Origin of the sequence: Streptomyces sp. AB3(2024) (assembly GCF_041862025.1) — a bacterium.
In the GTDB taxonomy this organism is placed as follows: Bacteria; Actinomycetota; Actinomycetes; order Streptomycetales; family Streptomycetaceae; genus Streptomyces.
Genome location: NZ_JBGWAB010000031.1, coordinates 1 through 16600 on the forward strand (window position 1 = coordinate 1; position 16600 = coordinate 16600).

11 protein-coding genes and 1 pseudogene are annotated in these 16600 nt (G+C 73.5%); 5 read left to right on the forward strand and 7 right to left on the reverse strand.

Going from position 1 to position 16600, the window contains the following annotated elements; genetic code table 11:
• Positions 1-360: 360 nt before the first annotated feature.
• Positions 361-1359 carry an ADP-ribosylglycohydrolase family protein gene (locus ACEPPI_RS15300; RefSeq protein ID WP_266838523.1) on the reverse strand — a complete coding sequence of 333 codons (999 nt, stop codon included), beginning with the start codon at positions 1357-1359 and terminating at the stop codon, positions 361-363.
• A gap of 270 nt (positions 1360-1629) precedes the next feature.
• Between ACEPPI_RS15300 and ACEPPI_RS15305 the strand changes: the two genes are divergently transcribed.
• From ACEPPI_RS15305 to ACEPPI_RS15315, 3 genes are all read left to right on the forward strand, one after another.
• On the forward strand, positions 1630-2361 hold the full coding sequence (locus tag ACEPPI_RS15305; RefSeq protein WP_266838522.1) for a VIT1/CCC1 transporter family protein: 732 nt from the start codon (positions 1630-1632) through the stop codon (positions 2359-2361).
• A gap of 396 nt (positions 2362-2757) precedes the next feature.
• Positions 2758-7299, forward strand: coding sequence for a glutamate synthase large subunit (gene gltB, locus ACEPPI_RS15310; protein WP_373915828.1), 4542 nt, complete (start codon positions 2758-2760; stop codon positions 7297-7299).
• On the forward strand, positions 7292-8752 hold the full coding sequence (locus ACEPPI_RS15315; RefSeq protein WP_373915767.1) for a glutamate synthase subunit beta: 1461 nt from the start codon (positions 7292-7294) through the stop codon (positions 8750-8752). The genes gltB and ACEPPI_RS15315 overlap by 8 nt, the downstream gene beginning before the upstream one ends.
• 132 nt (positions 8753-8884) lie before the next feature.
• Here the strand turns inward: ACEPPI_RS15315 and ACEPPI_RS15320 are convergent.
• The 4 genes and pseudogenes from ACEPPI_RS15320 to ACEPPI_RS15335 form a co-directional block, all read right to left on the reverse strand.
• Positions 8885-9016: pseudogene (locus ACEPPI_RS15320) on the reverse strand (GntR family transcriptional regulator); the annotation flags it as partial.
• A 29-nt stretch (positions 9017-9045) separates the two neighbouring features.
• A complete protein-coding gene (locus ACEPPI_RS15325) occupies positions 9046-9588 on the reverse strand; it encodes a GntR family transcriptional regulator (protein WP_373915768.1) in 543 nt (180 codons plus the stop codon).
• Positions 9589-9916: 328 nt separating this feature from the next.
• Positions 9917-12850, reverse strand: a complete 2934-nt coding sequence (locus ACEPPI_RS15330) for an AAA family ATPase (protein ID WP_373915769.1) — start codon at positions 12848-12850, stop codon at positions 9917-9919.
• A 119-nt stretch (positions 12851-12969) separates the two neighbouring features.
• Positions 12970-13212: a hypothetical protein gene (locus ACEPPI_RS15335; RefSeq protein WP_373915770.1), complete on the reverse strand. Its 243-nt coding sequence runs from the start codon at positions 13210-13212 to the stop codon at positions 12970-12972.
• Between the two features lie 25 nt (positions 13213-13237).
• Between ACEPPI_RS15335 and ACEPPI_RS15340 the strand changes: the two genes are divergently transcribed.
• Both ACEPPI_RS15340 and ACEPPI_RS15345 read left to right on the forward strand, forming a co-directional pair.
• Positions 13238-13729, forward strand: a complete 492-nt coding sequence (locus ACEPPI_RS15340) for a hypothetical protein (RefSeq protein ID WP_373915771.1) — start codon at positions 13238-13240, stop codon at positions 13727-13729.
• Positions 13730-13993: 264 nt separating this feature from the next.
• Positions 13994-15331 (forward strand): DUF1906 domain-containing protein, encoded by a 1338-nt coding sequence (locus tag ACEPPI_RS15345; protein WP_373915772.1) that lies wholly within the window; start codon positions 13994-13996, stop codon positions 15329-15331.
• On the opposite strand, the gene ACEPPI_RS15350 is transcribed toward ACEPPI_RS15345, so the two are convergent.
• Both ACEPPI_RS15350 and ACEPPI_RS15355 read right to left on the reverse strand, forming a co-directional pair.
• Positions 15324-15833, reverse strand: a complete 510-nt coding sequence (locus ACEPPI_RS15350) for a pyridoxamine 5'-phosphate oxidase family protein (protein WP_373915773.1) — start codon at positions 15831-15833, stop codon at positions 15324-15326. The two genes, ACEPPI_RS15345 and ACEPPI_RS15350, sit on opposite strands and share 8 nt — an antisense overlap.
• Positions 15834-15868: 35 nt before the next feature.
• Positions 15869-16597 carry a VWA domain-containing protein gene (locus ACEPPI_RS15355; RefSeq protein ID WP_373915774.1) on the reverse strand — a complete coding sequence of 243 codons (729 nt, stop codon included), beginning with the start codon at positions 16595-16597 and terminating at the stop codon, positions 15869-15871.
• Between the last annotated feature and the right edge of the window lie 3 nt (positions 16598-16600).

Below are 16600 nucleotides of genomic sequence, written 5' to 3' on the forward strand. Positions count from 1 at the left end.
TTTATGTGTTTTGGTGTTCCGATGGGGGGGGGGTGGGGGCGGGGGGGGGCGGCGGCGCGGGGCGCGGGGGGGCGGCACCCCACGCCCGGACCCGCACGAACTCCGGGGCCGGTCCCCCGGCCCCGCCCGGGACCACGCGCCCAACGGCCACCCCACCCCCTCCTCCGCTCCCCACTGCCGGATCCGGAACCGAGCCCGTGTCCGGGGCCGCGCCCGCGCCCGTAACGGGCGCCTCCGCGCCCGCGCCCGCGCCCGTGCCCGTGCCCGGGGTCGCGCCCGTCCCCGGAGCCGGAGCAGGGGGCGTTCCCGGGGCCGGAGCGGTGGGCAGGGGCGGAGCCGGAGGGGCGTCCGGAGTGTGGGTCATCGGGGCGGCTCGGTTTCCGGGGTGAGGAGGTCCGCGATGTCCAGGACGTGGTAGCCCCGCATCGAGGGGAGGCAACTGCCCCGGACCGGGCCGATGGCCGATGCCCAGGCGGCGGGGATCGCGGCCGCGCCGGACAGGGCCCCGGCCAGGGAGCCGGCCACGGCGGCGGTGGTGTCGGCGTCCCGGCCCATGTTGACGGCGGTCAGGACGGAGGCGGAGAAGTCGCCCGCGCAGGCGGCGAAGGCCCCGAACGCCAGGCCCACCGCCTCCGGGGCGAGGTCCGTCCACGGGTAGCCCCCGATGACCACCGCCGAGCGCACCGCCCGCTCCCCGCGCGGGGCGGCGGTGACGGCGCGCCGCAGGGAGCGGGCCGTCCAGGAGTCGGACGGGATGACCGACAGGGCCGCCGAGACCACGGAGGCGGGGGAGCCGCCGGCCATCGCCGCCGCGACGCCGGCGGCCACGGCCTGGCCCCCGTAGATGCCCTCGCCGTCGTGGCTGACCGAGCCGTCGATGGCGACGAGCCGGGCGGCCTCCGCCGGGCGGCCCGCCGCGAACACCCCGAACGGGGCCGCCCGCATGGCGAGGCCGTCGCTCCAGGCGTGGCGGTGTTGCGCCGAGATGGGCGCGGCCAGGCCCCGCCGGAGGTTCTCCAGGGTGCCGCGCTCCGAGAAGCCGGCCCCGCGGAAGGGGCCCTCGTCCAGGTCCGCGATCCAGTGGTGCCAGGCCCGTTCGACGTGCGCGACGGTGAGCGCCGAGCCGTGCCGGGCCAGCAGCAGGCCCGAGAAGATGGCGTACTCCGTGTCGTCCGTGCCCGCCGGGTCGTCCGAGACGAAGCCCTCGATGCGGCCCCACTTCGCCCGGATCTCCGACGGCTTCATGTTCTCCGCGGGGGCGCCCAGCGCATCGCCCACCGCGAGGCCGAGAAGAGCGCCCCTGGCCCGTTCGAGGACGACCTGCGGATGGGCCTGCGGAAGGGATGCGATCAGCTCCATGGCGCGCCTCTCCACTTGATGGGACTCATGATGAGCCCTTGGGGGATTTGTGCCACGGCATGAGGTTTGTCGCTCGCCGCGAAACACCCCGCGAACGTCGCCGTCACCCGGTCGCCGACCCGTGAAACCCCAGGTAAGTACGGCCTTCCTTGCTGGCGAGCGGCAGAAATCGTGCGTAGTTTCGAGGTGTTCAGGGGGGTGCCCGGATGGTGGGCACGGCTGCGCGTTGCCTTCGCGTACCCACTCGTACGAAAAGGGGAGATTCGACGCATGTCCATCATCGACATCGAAGCGCCGCTGCACACCGCCCACCGCGACAACCACACCCACCGCGACGTCAACGGCGGATGGCTGCGGCCCGCCGTGTTCGGCGCCATGGACGGCCTCGTCTCCAACCTCGCGCTGATGACCGGCGTGGCCGGCGGCGCCGTCGCCCCGCAGACCATCGTCATCACCGGTCTGGCGGGCCTCGCGGCCGGCGCCTTCTCGATGGCGGCCGGGGAGTACACCTCCGTCGCCTCGCAGCGCGAGCTGGTCCTCGCCGAGCTGGACGTGGAGCGCCAGCAGCTGCGCAAGCACCCCGTCGACGAGATGGAGGAGCTCGCCGAGCTCTACGTCTCGCGCGGCGTCGAGCCCGCCCTCGCCCGCGAGGTCGCCATGCAGCTCTCCCGCGACCCGGAGCAGGCGCTGGAGATCCACGCCCGCGAGGAGCTCGGGATAGACCCGGACGACCTGCCCTCGCCGCTCGTCGCCGCCGTCTCGTCCTTCGGGTCCTTCGCGCTGGGCGCGCTGCTGCCCCTGCTGCCGTACCTGCTCGGGGCGACCGCCCTGTGGCCGGCCGTGCTGCTCGCGCTCGTCGGACTCTTCGCCTGCGGCGCGGTCGTCGCGCGGGTCACCGCCCGGTCCTGGTGGTACAGCGGAGCCCGCCAGCTGCTCCTGGGTGGTGCGGCCGCCGGTGTGACGTACATCCTGGGAACCTGGATCGGTGGCGTCGTAGGCTAACCGTCGCGAGAGTGAGACACTATGCGGTACGCAACATAAGTAGTCCGTTACCCGGCGGTTTCGATTCCGTGACCGCGGGGCATCAGACCAGAGCGCACGGGCAACGATGCCCGCCTCACGCCGGGACCTTCGCCCCGTGTTGTGTCCACAGAAGTCCATGTAGGAGCCCCCGCAGCCCAGCGAAGGTCCTTCTTTCCTGCCTCGTGCGAAGTCCGCATGTTGGAACGCCATATCCGCTTCTCGGGATTGCCGTCATCATGTAACCTGCACGAAATTTCGCAGAGGGCCAACGTCGTCCCTCGGCTATGCACATATGCCACGACGACGACGGGAGAGCCGATGCGTTCCGCATCCACGCACTCCGCGACCGGCCCCAGCACCACCGCCTGGTCGCCCATGGACGGTCGCCCCGCCCAGCAGGGCATGTACGACCCGCGCAACGAGAAGGACGCCTGTGGCGTCGGATTCGTGGCGAACCTCACCGGCGAGGCGACCCACACTCTCGTCGAGCAGGCGCTGACCGTACTGCGGAACCTTGAGCACCGCGGCGCCACCGGATCCGAGCCGGACTCGGGCGACGGCGCCGGAATCCTGTCCCAGGTGCCGGACGCCTTCCTGCGCGAGGTCGCCGGCTTCGAGCTCCCCGAGGCCGGCGCGTACGCCGTCGGCATCGCCTTCCTCCCCGCCGACGGCACCGCACAGGCCGTCGCCGTGGAGCGGATCGAGGCCATCGCCGCCGAGGAGAACCTCACGGTCCTCGGCTGGCGCGAGGTCCCGGTCACCCCCGACCTGCTCGGAAACGGCGCCCGCGCCACCATGCCGGCCTTCTCGCAGCTGTTCGTGAGCAACGGGACGACCGGCATCGAGCTGGACCGCAAGGCCTTCGTGCTGCGCAAGCGCGCCGAGCGCGAGGCCGGGGTCTACTTCCCGTCGCTCTCCGCCCGGACCATCGTCTACAAGGGCATGCTGACCACCGGCCAGCTGGAGCCCTTCTTCCCGGACCTCTCCGACCGCCGCTTCGCGTCGACGCTCGCCCTGGTCCACTCCCGGTTCTCGACGAACACCTTCCCGTCCTGGCCGCTCGCCCACCCGTACCGCTTCGTCGCGCACAACGGCGAGATCAACACGGTCAAGGGCAACCGGAACTGGATGAAGGCCCGCGAGTCCCAGCTGGCCTCCGGCGCCTTCGGCGACGGCGCCCTGGACCGCATCTTCCCGATCTGTACCCCGGACGCCTCCGACTCGGCCTCCTTCGACGAGGTCCTGGAGCTGCTCCACCTCGGCGGCCGGTCGCTGCCGCACAGCGTGCTGATGATGATCCCGGAGGCGTGGGAGAACCACACCTCCATGGCCCCGGCCCGCCGCGCGTTCTACCAGTACCACTCCACGATGATGGAGCCCTGGGACGGACCGGCCTGCGTCACCTTCACCGACGGCACCCAGGTCGGCGCGGTCCTCGACCGCAACGGTCTGCGCCCCGGCCGCTACTGGGTCACCGACGACGGCCTCGTCGTCCTCGGCTCCGAGGTCGGCGTCCTCGACATCGACCCGGCCAGGGTCGTCCGCAAGGGCCGCCTGCAGCCCGGCAAGATGTTCCTCGTCGACACCGCCCAGAAGCGGATCATCGAGGACGACGAGATCAAGAACGAGCTGGCCGCCGCCGCCCCCTACGCCGAATGGCTGGAGACCGGCGAGATCGAGCTGACGGACCTGCCCGAGCGCGAGCACATCGTCCACACCCACGCCTCGGTCACCCGTCGCCAGCAGACCTTCGGCTACACCGAGGAAGAGCTGCGCGTCATCCTCGCGCCCATGGCCCGTACGGGCGGCGAGCCGCTCGGCTCCATGGGCACGGACTCGCCGATCGCGGCCCTGTCCGAGCGCCCCCGGCTGCTCTTCGACTACTTCACCCAGCTCTTCGCGCAGGTCACCAACCCGCCGCTGGACGCCATCCGCGAGGAGCTCGTCACCTCGCTGCTGTCCTCGCTGGGCCCCCAGGGCAACCTGCTGGAGCCGACCGCCGCGTCCTGCCGCAGCGTCACCCTGCCCTTCCCGGTGATCGACAACGACGAGCTGGCCAAGCTCATACACGTCAACGCCGACGGCGACATGCCGGGCATGAAGGCGGCCACCCTCTCGGGCCTGTACCGGGTCTCGGGCGGCGGCCAGGCGCTCGCCGCGCGGATCGAGGAGATCCGCGCCGAGGCCGACGCGGCCATCGAGGCCGGCGCCCGCCTGATCGTCCTGTCGGACCGCCACTCGGACGCCGAGCACGCGCCGATCCCGTCGCTGCTGCTCACCTCCGTGGTGCACCACCACCTCATCGCCACCAAGCAGCGCACCCAGGTGGGCCTGCTGGTCGAGGCCGGTGACGTCCGCGAGGTCCACCACGTCGCGCTGCTCATCGGCTACGGCGCGGCCGCGGTCAACCCGTACCTGGCGATGGAGTCCGTCGAGGACCTGCTGCGCGCGGGCACCTTCCTGTCCGGCCTGGAGCCGGAGCGGGCCATCAAGAACCTGATCTACGCGCTCGGCAAGGGCGTCCTGAAGGTCATGTCCAAGATGGGCATCTCCACGGTCGCCTCCTACCGCGGCGCCCAGGTGTTCGAGGCCGTCGGCCTCGACGAGGAGTTCGTCGGCACCTACTTCAGCGGCACCGCCACCAAGATCGGCGGCGCAGGCCTGGACGTCATCGCCAAGGAGGTGGCCGCCCGCCACGCCAAGGCGTACCCGGCCTCCGGCATCGCGGCCACGCACCGCGCGCTGGAGATCGGCGGCGAGTACCAGTGGCGCCGCGAGGGCGAGCCGCACCTCTTCGACCCGGAGACGGTCTTCCGCCTCCAGCACGCCACCCGCAACCGCCGGTACGACATCTTCCGGCAGTACACCGACCGGGTGAACGAGCAGTCCGAGCGCCTGATGACGCTCCGCGGCCTGTTCGGCTTCGCCCCGGACCGCCCCTCGATCCCCCTCGACGAGGTCGAGCCGGTCTCCGAGATCGTCAAGCGCTTCTCCACCGGCGCCATGTCGTACGGCTCCATCTCCAAGGAGGCGCACGAGACCCTCGCCATCGCCATGAACCAGCTGGGCGCCAAGTCCAACACCGGTGAGGGCGGCGAGGACCCGGACCGCCTGTACGACCCGGCGCGGCGTTCGTCGATCAAGCAGGTCGCCTCCGGCCGCTTCGGCGTCACCTCCGAGTACCTGGTCAACGCGGACGACATCCAGATCAAGATGGCGCAGGGCGCCAAGCCCGGCGAGGGCGGCCAGCTGCCCGGCCACAAGGTCTACCCGTGGGTCGCCAAGACGCGTCACTCGACGCCGGGCGTGGGGCTCATCTCCCCGCCGCCGCACCACGACATCTACTCCATCGAGGACCTGGCCCAGCTGATCCACGACCTCAAGAACGCCAACCCGGCCGCGCGCATCCACGTGAAGCTCGTGTCCGAGGTCGGCGTCGGGACCGTGGCCGCCGGTGTCTCCAAGGCCCACGCGGACGTCGTCCTCATCTCCGGCCACGACGGCGGAACGGGCGCCTCCCCGCTCACCTCGCTCAAGCACGCGGGCGGCCCCTGGGAGCTCGGCCTCGCCGAGACCCAGCAGACCCTGCTGCTCAACGGGCTGCGCGACCGCATCGTGGTCCAGACGGACGGCCAGCTCAAGACCGGCCGCGACGTGGTCATCGCCGCGCTGCTCGGCGCCGAGGAGTTCGGTTTCGCGACCGCGCCGCTCGTCGTCTCCGGCTGCGTCATGATGCGCGTCTGCCACCTGGACACCTGCCCGGTCGGCATCGCCACCCAGAACCCGGTCCTGCGCGACCGCTTCTCCGGCAAGCCCGAGTTCGTCGTCAACTTCTTCGAGTTCATCGCGGAGGAGGTGCGCGAGATCCTCGCCGAGCTGGGCTTCCGCACGATCGAGGAGGCCGTCGGTCACGCCGAGCTCCTCGACACCAGCAAGGCCGTCACGCACTGGAAGGCGCAGGGGCTCGACCTCGCACCCCTCTTCTACGTGCCGGAGCTGCCCGAGGGCGCGGTCCGCCACGCCCTGATCGAGCAGGACCACGGTCTGGAGAAGGCCCTCGACAACGAGCTGATCAAGCTCGCGGCCGACGCGCTCGCCGCCGAGACCGCGGAGGCCGCCCAGCCGGTCCGCGCCCAGGTCGCGATCCGCAACATCAACCGGACCGTCGGCACCATGCTCGGCCACGAGGTCACGAAGAAGTTCGGCGGTGCGGGCCTGCCCGACAACACCATCGACCTCACCTTCACCGGCAGCGCCGGCCAGTCCTTCGGAGCCTTCCTGCCGAAGGGCATCACTCTCCGCCTGGAGGGCGACGCCAACGACTACGTCGGCAAGGGCCTGTCCGGCGGCCGGATCGTCGTCCGCCCGGACCGTGGCGCCGACCACCTCGCCGAGTACTCCACCATCGCCGGCAACACCATCGGCTACGGTGCCACCGGCGGCGAGATGTTCCTGCGCGGCCGCACCGGCGAACGCTTCTGCGTCCGCAACTCCGGCGCGCTGGTCGTCTCGGAGGGCGTGGGCGACCACGGCTGCGAGTACATGACCGGCGGCCGGGCGGTCGTCCTGGGCGAGACCGGCCGCAACTTCGCGGCGGGCATGTCGGGCGGCGTCGCGTACGTCATCGACCTCGACCTCCACCACGTCAACGCCGGCAACGCTGAGGCGGTCGAGACCGACCTCTCCGACGCCGACAAGCAGTGGCTGCACGATGTGGTGCGCCGCCACGAGGAGGAGACCGGCTCGACCGTGGCCGCGAAGCTCCTGGCTGACTGGGACGCCGCGGTGGACCGCTTCAGCAAGATCATCCCCACCACGTACAAGGCAGTGCTCGCCGCCAAGGACGCCGCCGAGCTGGCCGGACTCTCGGAGTCCGAGACCACGGAGAAGATGATGGAGGCGGCGACCCATGGCTGACCCGAAGGGCTTCCTCACCACCCCCCGCGAGACCGCCTGTTCCCGTCCCGTCGCCGACCGGCTGAAGGACTGGAACGAGGTCTACGTCCCGGGCTCGCTGCTCCCGATCATCAGCAAGCAGGCCGGGCGCTGCATGGACTGCGGCATCCCGTTCTGTCACAACGGCTGCCCGCTCGGGAACCTGATCCCCGAGTGGAACGACTACGCGTACCGCGAGGACTGGGCGGCGGCGTCGGAGCGGCTGCACGCGACGAACAACTTCCCGGAGTTCACGGGCCGTCTGTGCCCGGCTCCCTGTGAGTCGGCGTGCGTGCTCGGCATCAACCAGCCGGCCGTCACCATCAAGAACGTCGAAGTCTCGATCATCGACAAGGCCTGGGACAACGGCGACGTCACCCCGCAGGCGCCCGAGCGCCTGTCCGGCAAGACCGCCGCCGTCATCGGCTCCGGCCCCGCCGGTCTGGCCGCCGCCCAGCAGCTGACGCGGGCCGGCCACACCGTGGTGGTGTACGAGCGCGCCGACCGCATCGGCGGGCTGCTGCGCTACGGCATCCCCGAGTTCAAGATGGAGAAGGTGCACATCAACCGCCGCATCGAGCAGATGCGCGCGGAAGGCACCAAGTTCCGCACGGGCATCGAGGTCGGCCGCGACATCACCGCCGGCGACCTGCGCAAGCGGTTCGACGCGGTCGTGATCGCGGCGGGCGCCACCGTCTCCCGCGACCTGCCGGTCCCCGGCCGTGAGCTCAACGGCATCCACCTCGCGATGGAGTACCTCCCCCTCGCGAACAAGGTCCAGGAAGGCGACTTCCTGGCCCCGCCGATCACCGCCGAGGGCAAGCACGTGATCGTCATCGGCGGCGGCGACACCGGCGCGGACTGCGTCGGCACCGCCCACCGCCAGGGCGCGGCCTCGGTCACCCAGCTGGAGATCATGCCGAAGCCGGGCGAGGACCGGAACGCCAACCAGCCCTGGCCGACGTTCCCCATGCTCTACAAGGTCACCTCGGCCCACGAGGAGGGCGGCGAGCGGGTCTACTCCGTCTCCACCACCCACTTCGAGGGCGACGAGGACGGCAACGTCCAGTCCCTCCACCTGGTCGAGGTCGCCTTCGAGGACGGCAAGCTCGTCCAGAAGCCGGGCACCGAGCGCGTCCTCCCCGCGCAGCTGGTCACCCTGGCGATGGGCTTTACGGGCACCGACCAGGAGAACGGCCTGGTCCAGCAGTTCGGGCTGGAGCTGGACGCGCGCGGCAACATCGACCGCGACGCCTCCTACGCGACCAACGTCGACGGCGTCTTCGTCGCCGGTGACGCGGGCCGCGGCCAGTCGCTGATCGTCTGGGCCATCGCGGAGGGCCGCTCGGCCGCCCGCGGCGTGGACCGCTTCCTGACCGGCAGCAGCGCCCTCCCGTACCCGGTCAAGCCGACGGACCGCTCCCTGACGGTGTAACCACCGTCGCCCCCGCCCCCTCCGGGGCGGGACCCCTCATACGGTCCGTACAACGACGTGCGGAATTCTGACACCGCGCCCGCCATGTCCCCGACCAGGGATGGCGGGCGCGGTGGCGTTTCCGGGGGCGGGCTACTCGGGGGCGGACTCGTACCGGAGCTCGTAGAGGTGTCCGGCCTTCACCATGACGGTGACCTCCACGGGGCGGCCGCCGTCCCCGTACACCGTGCGGAGGGTGCGCAGGACCGGAAGGTCACCGGGCAGCAGCCCTTCGGTTTCGGGGTTGGGTACGGTCATCCGATCCTGATCTCGTAGCGCAGCTGCCGGCGGTTGGCGGGCATGACCATCACGTCTGCCTGGATCGGCCGGTCCTCCGCGTCGTAGGTGGTGCGGGAGAGCTGGAGTACCGGTTCGCCCGGTCCGAGGCGCAGGTGATCGCATTCCTCGTCGCCCGGCATCCTGGCCGTCACGTTCTCGACGACCCGTACGCCGGTGTGCCCGAAGGCGGCGAGCAGGGTCACGGCGCCGCCGCGGATCTTTCCCGGGGCGGACAGAGGGGTGCCCGACGCGATGGCCGCGGGGTAGTAGGTGTCCGTCAGTTCGGTCGGTTCGCCGTCGAGTTCGATGATCCGGCGGCGTACGACGACGGCGTCCCCGTCCCCGACGCCGAGGAGGGCCGCGACGGCAGGCGGCGCCGGGACCTCCCCGGCGTGGACGATGCGCTGGCTTCCCCGCCGGCCCGCAGCCCGGGCCTCTTCTGTCCACGCATCGGTGGCGCCGGACGCGCGTGGGGCCAGGTACGGCATTGACGCGCTGGTCCACTCACTGCCGCTCACGCTGCCTCCCGGACGTTCTGCGTGCTCCATTGGCTCCCACGGTATGCGACGCCAAAGAGTGAACCCATCCTGCTTTGAACGCGGTTCTGCACGGGGTTCCGTGGGGAGGGGCGGGCGGCCAGTGGGGCGGTTACTCGGGCTGGACCACCACGGCGCCCCAGCGTATGGACGGGGAGGAGGCGGTGACCACGGCGCCGAAGCCGCCGGACAGGCCGGGGCCGAGGGGGACGGTGATGCTCGCCGGGTCGCCCGTGGGGCAGGTCAGGGTGAAGGGGGCCGGGTCCCGGTCGGGGCTTCCGTCTCCGCTTCGTCCGCCGGACCGGGCGGGTCAAGGAGCCTGCGTCGTGCGGGCCGTGAGGGCCGCCAGGGCGGAGCGGGTGGTGAGGCCCGTCTTGCGGTAGATGTGGGACAGGTGGGTGTCCACCGTGCGCGGGCTCAGGTGCAGGCGGGCCGCGATGGACGCCGTCGTGAGGCCCTCGGCGACCAGGGCGGCGATCTCGCGTTCCCGGGGGGTGAGGCCGGGCAGCGGGGGAGCGGGAGCGGGAGCGGCGGGCGTTGACGGGCGGATCAGGTCCGCCAGACCCGTCAGGAGGCGGGCGCCGCCCGACTCCGCCAGGCCGCGGCCCCGGTGCCACATCGCCTCCGCCGGGCCGTCCGCCGCCACGGAGGCGCCGAGCAGCAGGGACTGGGCCTCCCACAGGGTGGCCCCGGAGCGGGCCGCCTCCCGCGCCGAGTCCGCGTACGCCTCGGCCGCCTCGGCGGTCCTGCCCCGGGCGGCCAGGACCTGCGCGGTGCTGCGCAGGGCCGAGGCCCGCTGCGTGGGCAGCCCGAGCCGCTGCGCGTCCGCGGTGGCCAGGGCGGCCCAGCCGTCGGCGGATTCGAGGTCGCCGCCCGCGACGTTGGCCGTCACCAGGGCCTCCAGGAACAGCGGGCGCATCGACGGCTGGAGCCCCGACAGGTCGGGGCGGGCCGCTCGGAGCACGGCCGTGCGGGCCCGCTCGGGCTTCCCGGCGAACAGGGCCGCGTACCCGAGCACGCACCAGGCCAGAGAGGCCCACCAGCTGGTGCGCGGGCCCGCGACGGCCGCCGCCTCCTCGGCGACGGCGAGCGACTCGGGGTCCCCCGGCGGCAGGGAGGCGAGCAGCACCTGGGCCTTGTTGGTGAGCGCGAGGGCCAGCAGGTCCGGGTTGCCGATCCCGCGCGCGATGGTCTCGGCCTCCTCGACGAGCTCCAGCGCCGGGTGCAGCCGGCAGGTGCTCATCAGCGCGTTGGCCTTGCACTGCAACAGGTGGGACAGGATGTGCGGGGGGCCGACCCGGCGGGCGAGCGCCAGTCCCCGGTCGGCGTGCCGCTGCGCCTCCCCGTAGCGCTCCAGATAGAACGAGGCGGCGCTGAGCCGGGCCCGGGACTCCCCCCGCAGGGCCAGGTCGCGGTCGGTGAGGGTCTCCAGCAGGGCGTCGGCCCGGTCGGCGTACCGCGCGGCGGCGTCGAGCCCGCCCTCGTAGGCCTCGCCCAGTGCCATCAGGGCCAGCGCGTCCGCCTCGGCGGCCGCGTCGCCCAGCCGACGGGCCAGCTCGCGGGTGCGCAGGACATCCGTGCGGACCGCGGGGTACGGGGTCGAGTGCGGGGCGGAGGAACCGAGTTCGATGCCGAGGGCCAGCAGGTCGGAAGGCGGCGGGGCGGGGCTGCGCGACAGTTCCCGGCGCAGCAGCGCCTCGGCCCGCCCGTACCGGCCGAGGTGGCGCTCCAGCGAGGCGCACAGGGTGACCGCGGCCGGGCGCAGTCCGCTCTCGTCGTCCGGCGGTACCGCGTCGATCACTTCGGCCAGCAGGTCGCGTCCCGCCCGCAGTTCGCCGCAGACGCTCAGGGCGCGGGCCCGGTCCAGCATCAGGGCGAGGCGCTGCCCGGCGTACCGGGGCCCGTCCGGCAGTACCCGCAGGACGGCCGCGAGCCAGTGCGCGGAGCTCGCGGGCGCCGTGGCCGAGGCGAGTGCGGCCGCCTCCAGCAGTACGGCGGCACCGGCCGGGTCCCAGCCGGTGAGAGCCTGCTCGACGTGGTGGGCCCGGACGGGCGCCGGGGCCCCGGCGCGGGCCAGTGCCTCGGCGGCGGTGCGGTGCATGCGGATGCGGCGCCGGTGGTCGGCGTTCTCGTGGACGACCGTGCGCAGCACCGGGTGGCGCAGGGTCCAGCTCCCGGCAGGGCCGGGCCGCGCCAGGTCGCGCAGGGCCAGCGCCCGCAGGGTGGCGTCGAGTTCCCCGGCGGGGCCCGCGGCGAGTTCCGCCAGCAGCGCGGGGGTGGCGTGGTCGCCGAGCACGGCCACGGCTTCGACGGTGCGGCGCTGCGCCGGGGTCAGCGGGGTCAGTTCGTCCATCAGCAGCGAGCCGAGTCCGCCGAGCGGGGAACGAGCCCCGGCGCCGGGTTCCTGGGCCTGGAGCAGGGTCAGGAAGTACAGCGGGTTGCCCCCGCTGGCCGCGTAGAGCCGGGCGGCCCGCTCCGGTCGCAGCCCGGGGGCGAGCCGCTCGACGCAGTCCCGCTCGGGCAGCGGGCCCAGGCCGAGCCGGAGCACCGCGCCGGTGTCCACTCCGCGGGTCAGGGCGGCGGTGAGCGAGGCCGAGGTCTGGCGGTCGCGCCGGGCGACGGCGGTGAGGACGGGGGCGTGCGGCGGGTGCCGGACGAGGTGGTCGAGGAGTTCCAGGGAGGCGGGATCCGCCCAGTGGAGGTCGTCGAGGGCGATGAGCAGCCCCGACCCGGTGCGGCTGAGGGCGGCGAGCAGGCGGGCGGTGGCCCGGTGCACGGCGAAGCGGTCGGTGTACGGGGCGTCGGGCTCGGCGCGGTGGCCGCCGTCGCGGTGGCCGTCGGCCCGGTCGCTGCCGTCGGCCCGGTCGCCGCCGGGGTCCCCGGGCGCGGGATCCCCTTCGCCGAAGCCCCCGTCCCCGATGCCCCGCAGTACGGGCGCCGCCGCCGCGGCGAGGTCGGCCGCGGAGCCCGTGCCGGGGCGCAGCAGCTCCGGGTCCAGGTCGGCGAAGGCGTCGGTGAACAGCCCGTAGGGGGTGTGCCGTTCGTACTCGGTGGCCCGGCCGCGCAGGACGCTCATGCCGCGCGACCGGGCCCGTAAGCACAGTTCCGTCAGCAGCCGGCTCTTGCCGATGCCCGCGGCGCCGGTCAGGTCCACCACGCGCGGGCCGTCCGTTCCCCGCCCGGCGAGCACCTCGTCGAGGAGCCGCAGTTCGGCCTCCCGGCCCACCGGTCCGGTCCTGGTCACGATGAAGCCCCCCTGTGGCCGGCGAGAAGAAGAAGCGTAGCGAGCGGTACGCACTTACGTAGGTGGTCCTACGGATGTGCCCGCCGCCCCGCCCTGTCACGCTCGGGAGCGACCCGTTCTCACGCGTCCGGGGGGATGCCCATGAACCGATCACGAGGGTTCGCCGTGCCCGTGCTGGCGGCCTGTCTGCTCACCGCCGCCGTCGGCTGTTCCGGCCGGTCGGCGGGCGCGGCACCCGGTCCGTCGGGCGGCACGAGGACGGGGACGACGAGCCCTGCCGCGACCCCGTCCCCGAGCCCTACGCCGAGCCCGACCCCGACCCCGTCCGCGAGCCCGTCGCCGACGCCCACCCCGACTCCCACGCCCACCTGCAAGGCGACCGCCGACATGGACGAGGCCGCCCGGGCCGCCTATCTCAGGGGCCTGGAGGGGCAGACCTACGGGCAGAAGCACGGCCTGGCCGCCGAGTACGACGGCGTGTACTTCCACCCGGACGCCCTGCACCGGCCGTGCGAGGCGCAGAAGGTGTCCGTGGCCCGGTTCTGGGTGGTGATGACGAACAAGGTGAACAAGGACCCCGTGACCGGGCGGATCTTCGGGCTCCTGTACAGCTACGAGCCGATCGAGGACCGGGAGTTCACGGTCGGCCCGGACAACGGCTTCCTGGAGGGCAGCCGGCCCCCGGACGTGGGCGCGTGCAGGGGGACGATCACCGTCCTGCACCTCGGGGAGCCTGTGGAGGACAAGGCTCTCCCGGACCGCCTGAACGTCGGGGACTCGACCCTCGGGTTCAGGGGCACCGAGGTGGAGGTCTCGGGGGACCTGGTCCTGTACGCCGTGTTCATGCCGCCGACCACGACGGCCAACTGCCCGGCGTGAGACCCGGCGGCACGAGCCCGTCCGGGGGTGCCGCGCCCGGGGGACCACTCGTTGGGGTGGCCCCCGCACGCGGGGGGAGCCCGGGCCCGGGGGGAGCACCGGACGGGGTCCGGGCTCGGGGGAGGGGCGGCACCGGCTGCGTGGGGGTCAGTCGGTGCGGCCCGCCCGGGGGCGGCGGGGGCCCGGGCGCGGTAGGCCGGACGGAGCATCCGGCCCGCGAGGAAACGCAGTTGAGGGGTCCGGGGTCTGGTAAGTGTGGGCGCCATGCCCTCCCGAACGCTGCTGCGGTGCCTGCTCGGCGCCGCCCTGCTGCTGCCCGTCGCCCCCCTGTCGCCCGCCGTCGCCGCCGCGGGCGCCGATGGCGGGCGGACCGTCGACTACCAGGGGCTGCACCTCACCCTCCCCGCCGGCTGGCACGTCGTCGACCTCGACCGCCACCCCGGTGCCTGCCTGCGCCTGGACCGCCCCGCGCTCTACCTCGGGCACGCCGGCACCCAGGCCGAATGCGCCTCGGGCCGGGCCGTCGCCCACCGCGCCGACACCCTGCACCTGGAGCCCATCGACGGCGCCCCGCCCCGCGCCGACATCCCCACCTTCCCCGTCGACGCCGGCACCGCGCTGCCGCCCGCCGACGCCGACAGCCGCGAGCTGCGCTACGCCCTGCGCGGGACCGGGGTGATGGCCACCCTCTCCTACGGGGAGGACCCGGCCGCCGTACGGGGCCTGCTGGCCCGGGCCGCCGCGCCGGAGGGCGCACCGGCCCCCGCCACCGCGCCGGTGATCACCGCCGCGGGCCCGGCGGCGGCGCCCCGCGCCACCCAGCAGGCCTTCACCGGCACCGGCTTCGACGCCTGCACCGCCCCGACCCAGCGGGCGATGGACGCCTGGCATGCCGACTCCCCCTTCGGCGCGGTCGGCATCTACATCGGCGGCCGGGCCCGCGCCTGCGCCCAGCCGCAGCTGACGGCGGGCTGGGTCCGCAAGCAGGCCGCGGCCGGCTGGCACCTGATGCCGATCTGGGTGGGGCCGCAGCCCTGGAACAGCTCCAGCACCGGCCTGTCCACCGACCCCTCCGAGGCCAACGACCAGGGCCGGGAGGCGGCCGACGGCGCCGCGGACGCGGCCCGCTCGCTCGGCCTGGACGCGGGCACGGTGCTCTACAACGACCTGGAGAACTACACCGACCGGGCCACCTGGGACGCCCCCGTCGTCGCGTACCTCACCGCCTGGACGGTCCGTCTGCACGAGCTGGGCTACCGGGCGGCGGCGTACGTCTCCGCGAGCTCCGGGGCCAGGGCGCTGAGCGCCCATTACCAGCAGGCCCCACAGGCCATGCCGGACGTGCTGTGGGTGGCCCGCTGGAACCTGGCGGCCTCCGTCACCGACGCCGACATGGGCCTGCCCGAGCACACCGCGCAGTGGGCCGGTCCGCGCCGGGCCCACCAGTTCCGCGGGGACCACGACGCCTCGTTCGGCGGGGTGACGATCAACATCGACCGGAACTGGGTGGACGTGGACCCGGCCGCCCTCGGACCGGTCGGCGGACTGCCGGCGGCCGGCGGTCCGGTGCGCGGGCCGCTCGCGGGTCTGCCGTTCAGCTGACCGGGTCCTCCCGGGCGGGTTCGTCGTCGTTGCCCCGGCGCAGGGTGTGCAGCCCGTGCGCCGGGGTCCACGTCCGCACCACCAGCTCCTCGCCCTCCACCCCGGTCCGCACGACCTCCGTCAGGTCGGCGTGGAAGAGGTGGAAGGGGTGCGGGGACTCCGTCTCCTCGGCGTAGCGGTGCAGCTCCGGCGGGTCCACGATCTCCACCGCCCGCCCGGAGATCCGCACGTCCCCGTCGGGCATGTCCTCGCCGGCTCCCGGGTTGGTGTGCAGGGCGAACCGCGGATCGCGCTGGAGGTCGAGGGCCTTCAGCGAGCCCGGCATCATGCCGAGCCACAGCTCCCCGCCGCGGAAGTCGACGTTCAGCCCGCTCAGGCGGGGCGAGCCGTCCTTGCGCAGGGTGCCCAGGACGTGGTGCGGGTACTGCGCGAAGCGGGCCCGCACGGCCGCCGCGAACTCGGGTTCCGCCTTCTCGAACGCTGCCCAGTTGTTCGTCGTCATAGCCCCATCAAAGCGCTGCCCCCGCCGCCCGCCGCTCAGGCGCGCACGATCCCCGCCGCGCGGGCCGCCCGCAGCCACGCCGGGAACTCCCCGAGGAGCCGGTCGTAGAGCACCGCGTCCGGGACGGTCCGCGGGTCGGGGCCCGCGTGGAAGTAGCCGGCGTTGTCCACCGCCCGCAGGGCCGGGACGGGCAGTTCGTCCAGCCGGCGCAGGAAGTCGAACTGGCTGCTGCGGGTGTTCCCGAAGCCGACGAACTGCCAGAACAGCGGCAGCCGGGCGGCCTTGCATAGGTACCGCTCCGCGGCGGGCTTGCTGAGGGGGCCGCCGTCGGTCTGGAAGACGACCAGCGCCGGTTCCTGCGTTCCCGAGTCCTGGTAGTGGTCGATGACCGCGTCCATGGCCGCGTCGTACGAGGTCTTCCCCATGTGGCCGAGGCCGGCGGCTATGGCGGTGACCCGCCCCTCGTGCCCGCCGAGGCGGACCTCCTCCACCGCGTGCACCTCGGTGGAGAAGAAGACGACCGGGATCCGGCCGTCGGCGTCGAGGTGCGCGGACAGGCCCAGCACCCGGTCGGCGAGGGCCTGCACGGTGCCGTCCGCGTAGTAGGGGCGCATCGATCCGGAGTAGTCCAGCACCAGGTAGACGGCGGCCCGGCCGCCGTCCAGTCCGTTCTTGCGCAGCGACACCCCGGCGCTCTTGTAGAGGTTCACGAGTGCCGGAGCGGCTGCTTCCACCGCGCGGAGGTCCATGGCGCTGCCCGTCATGGG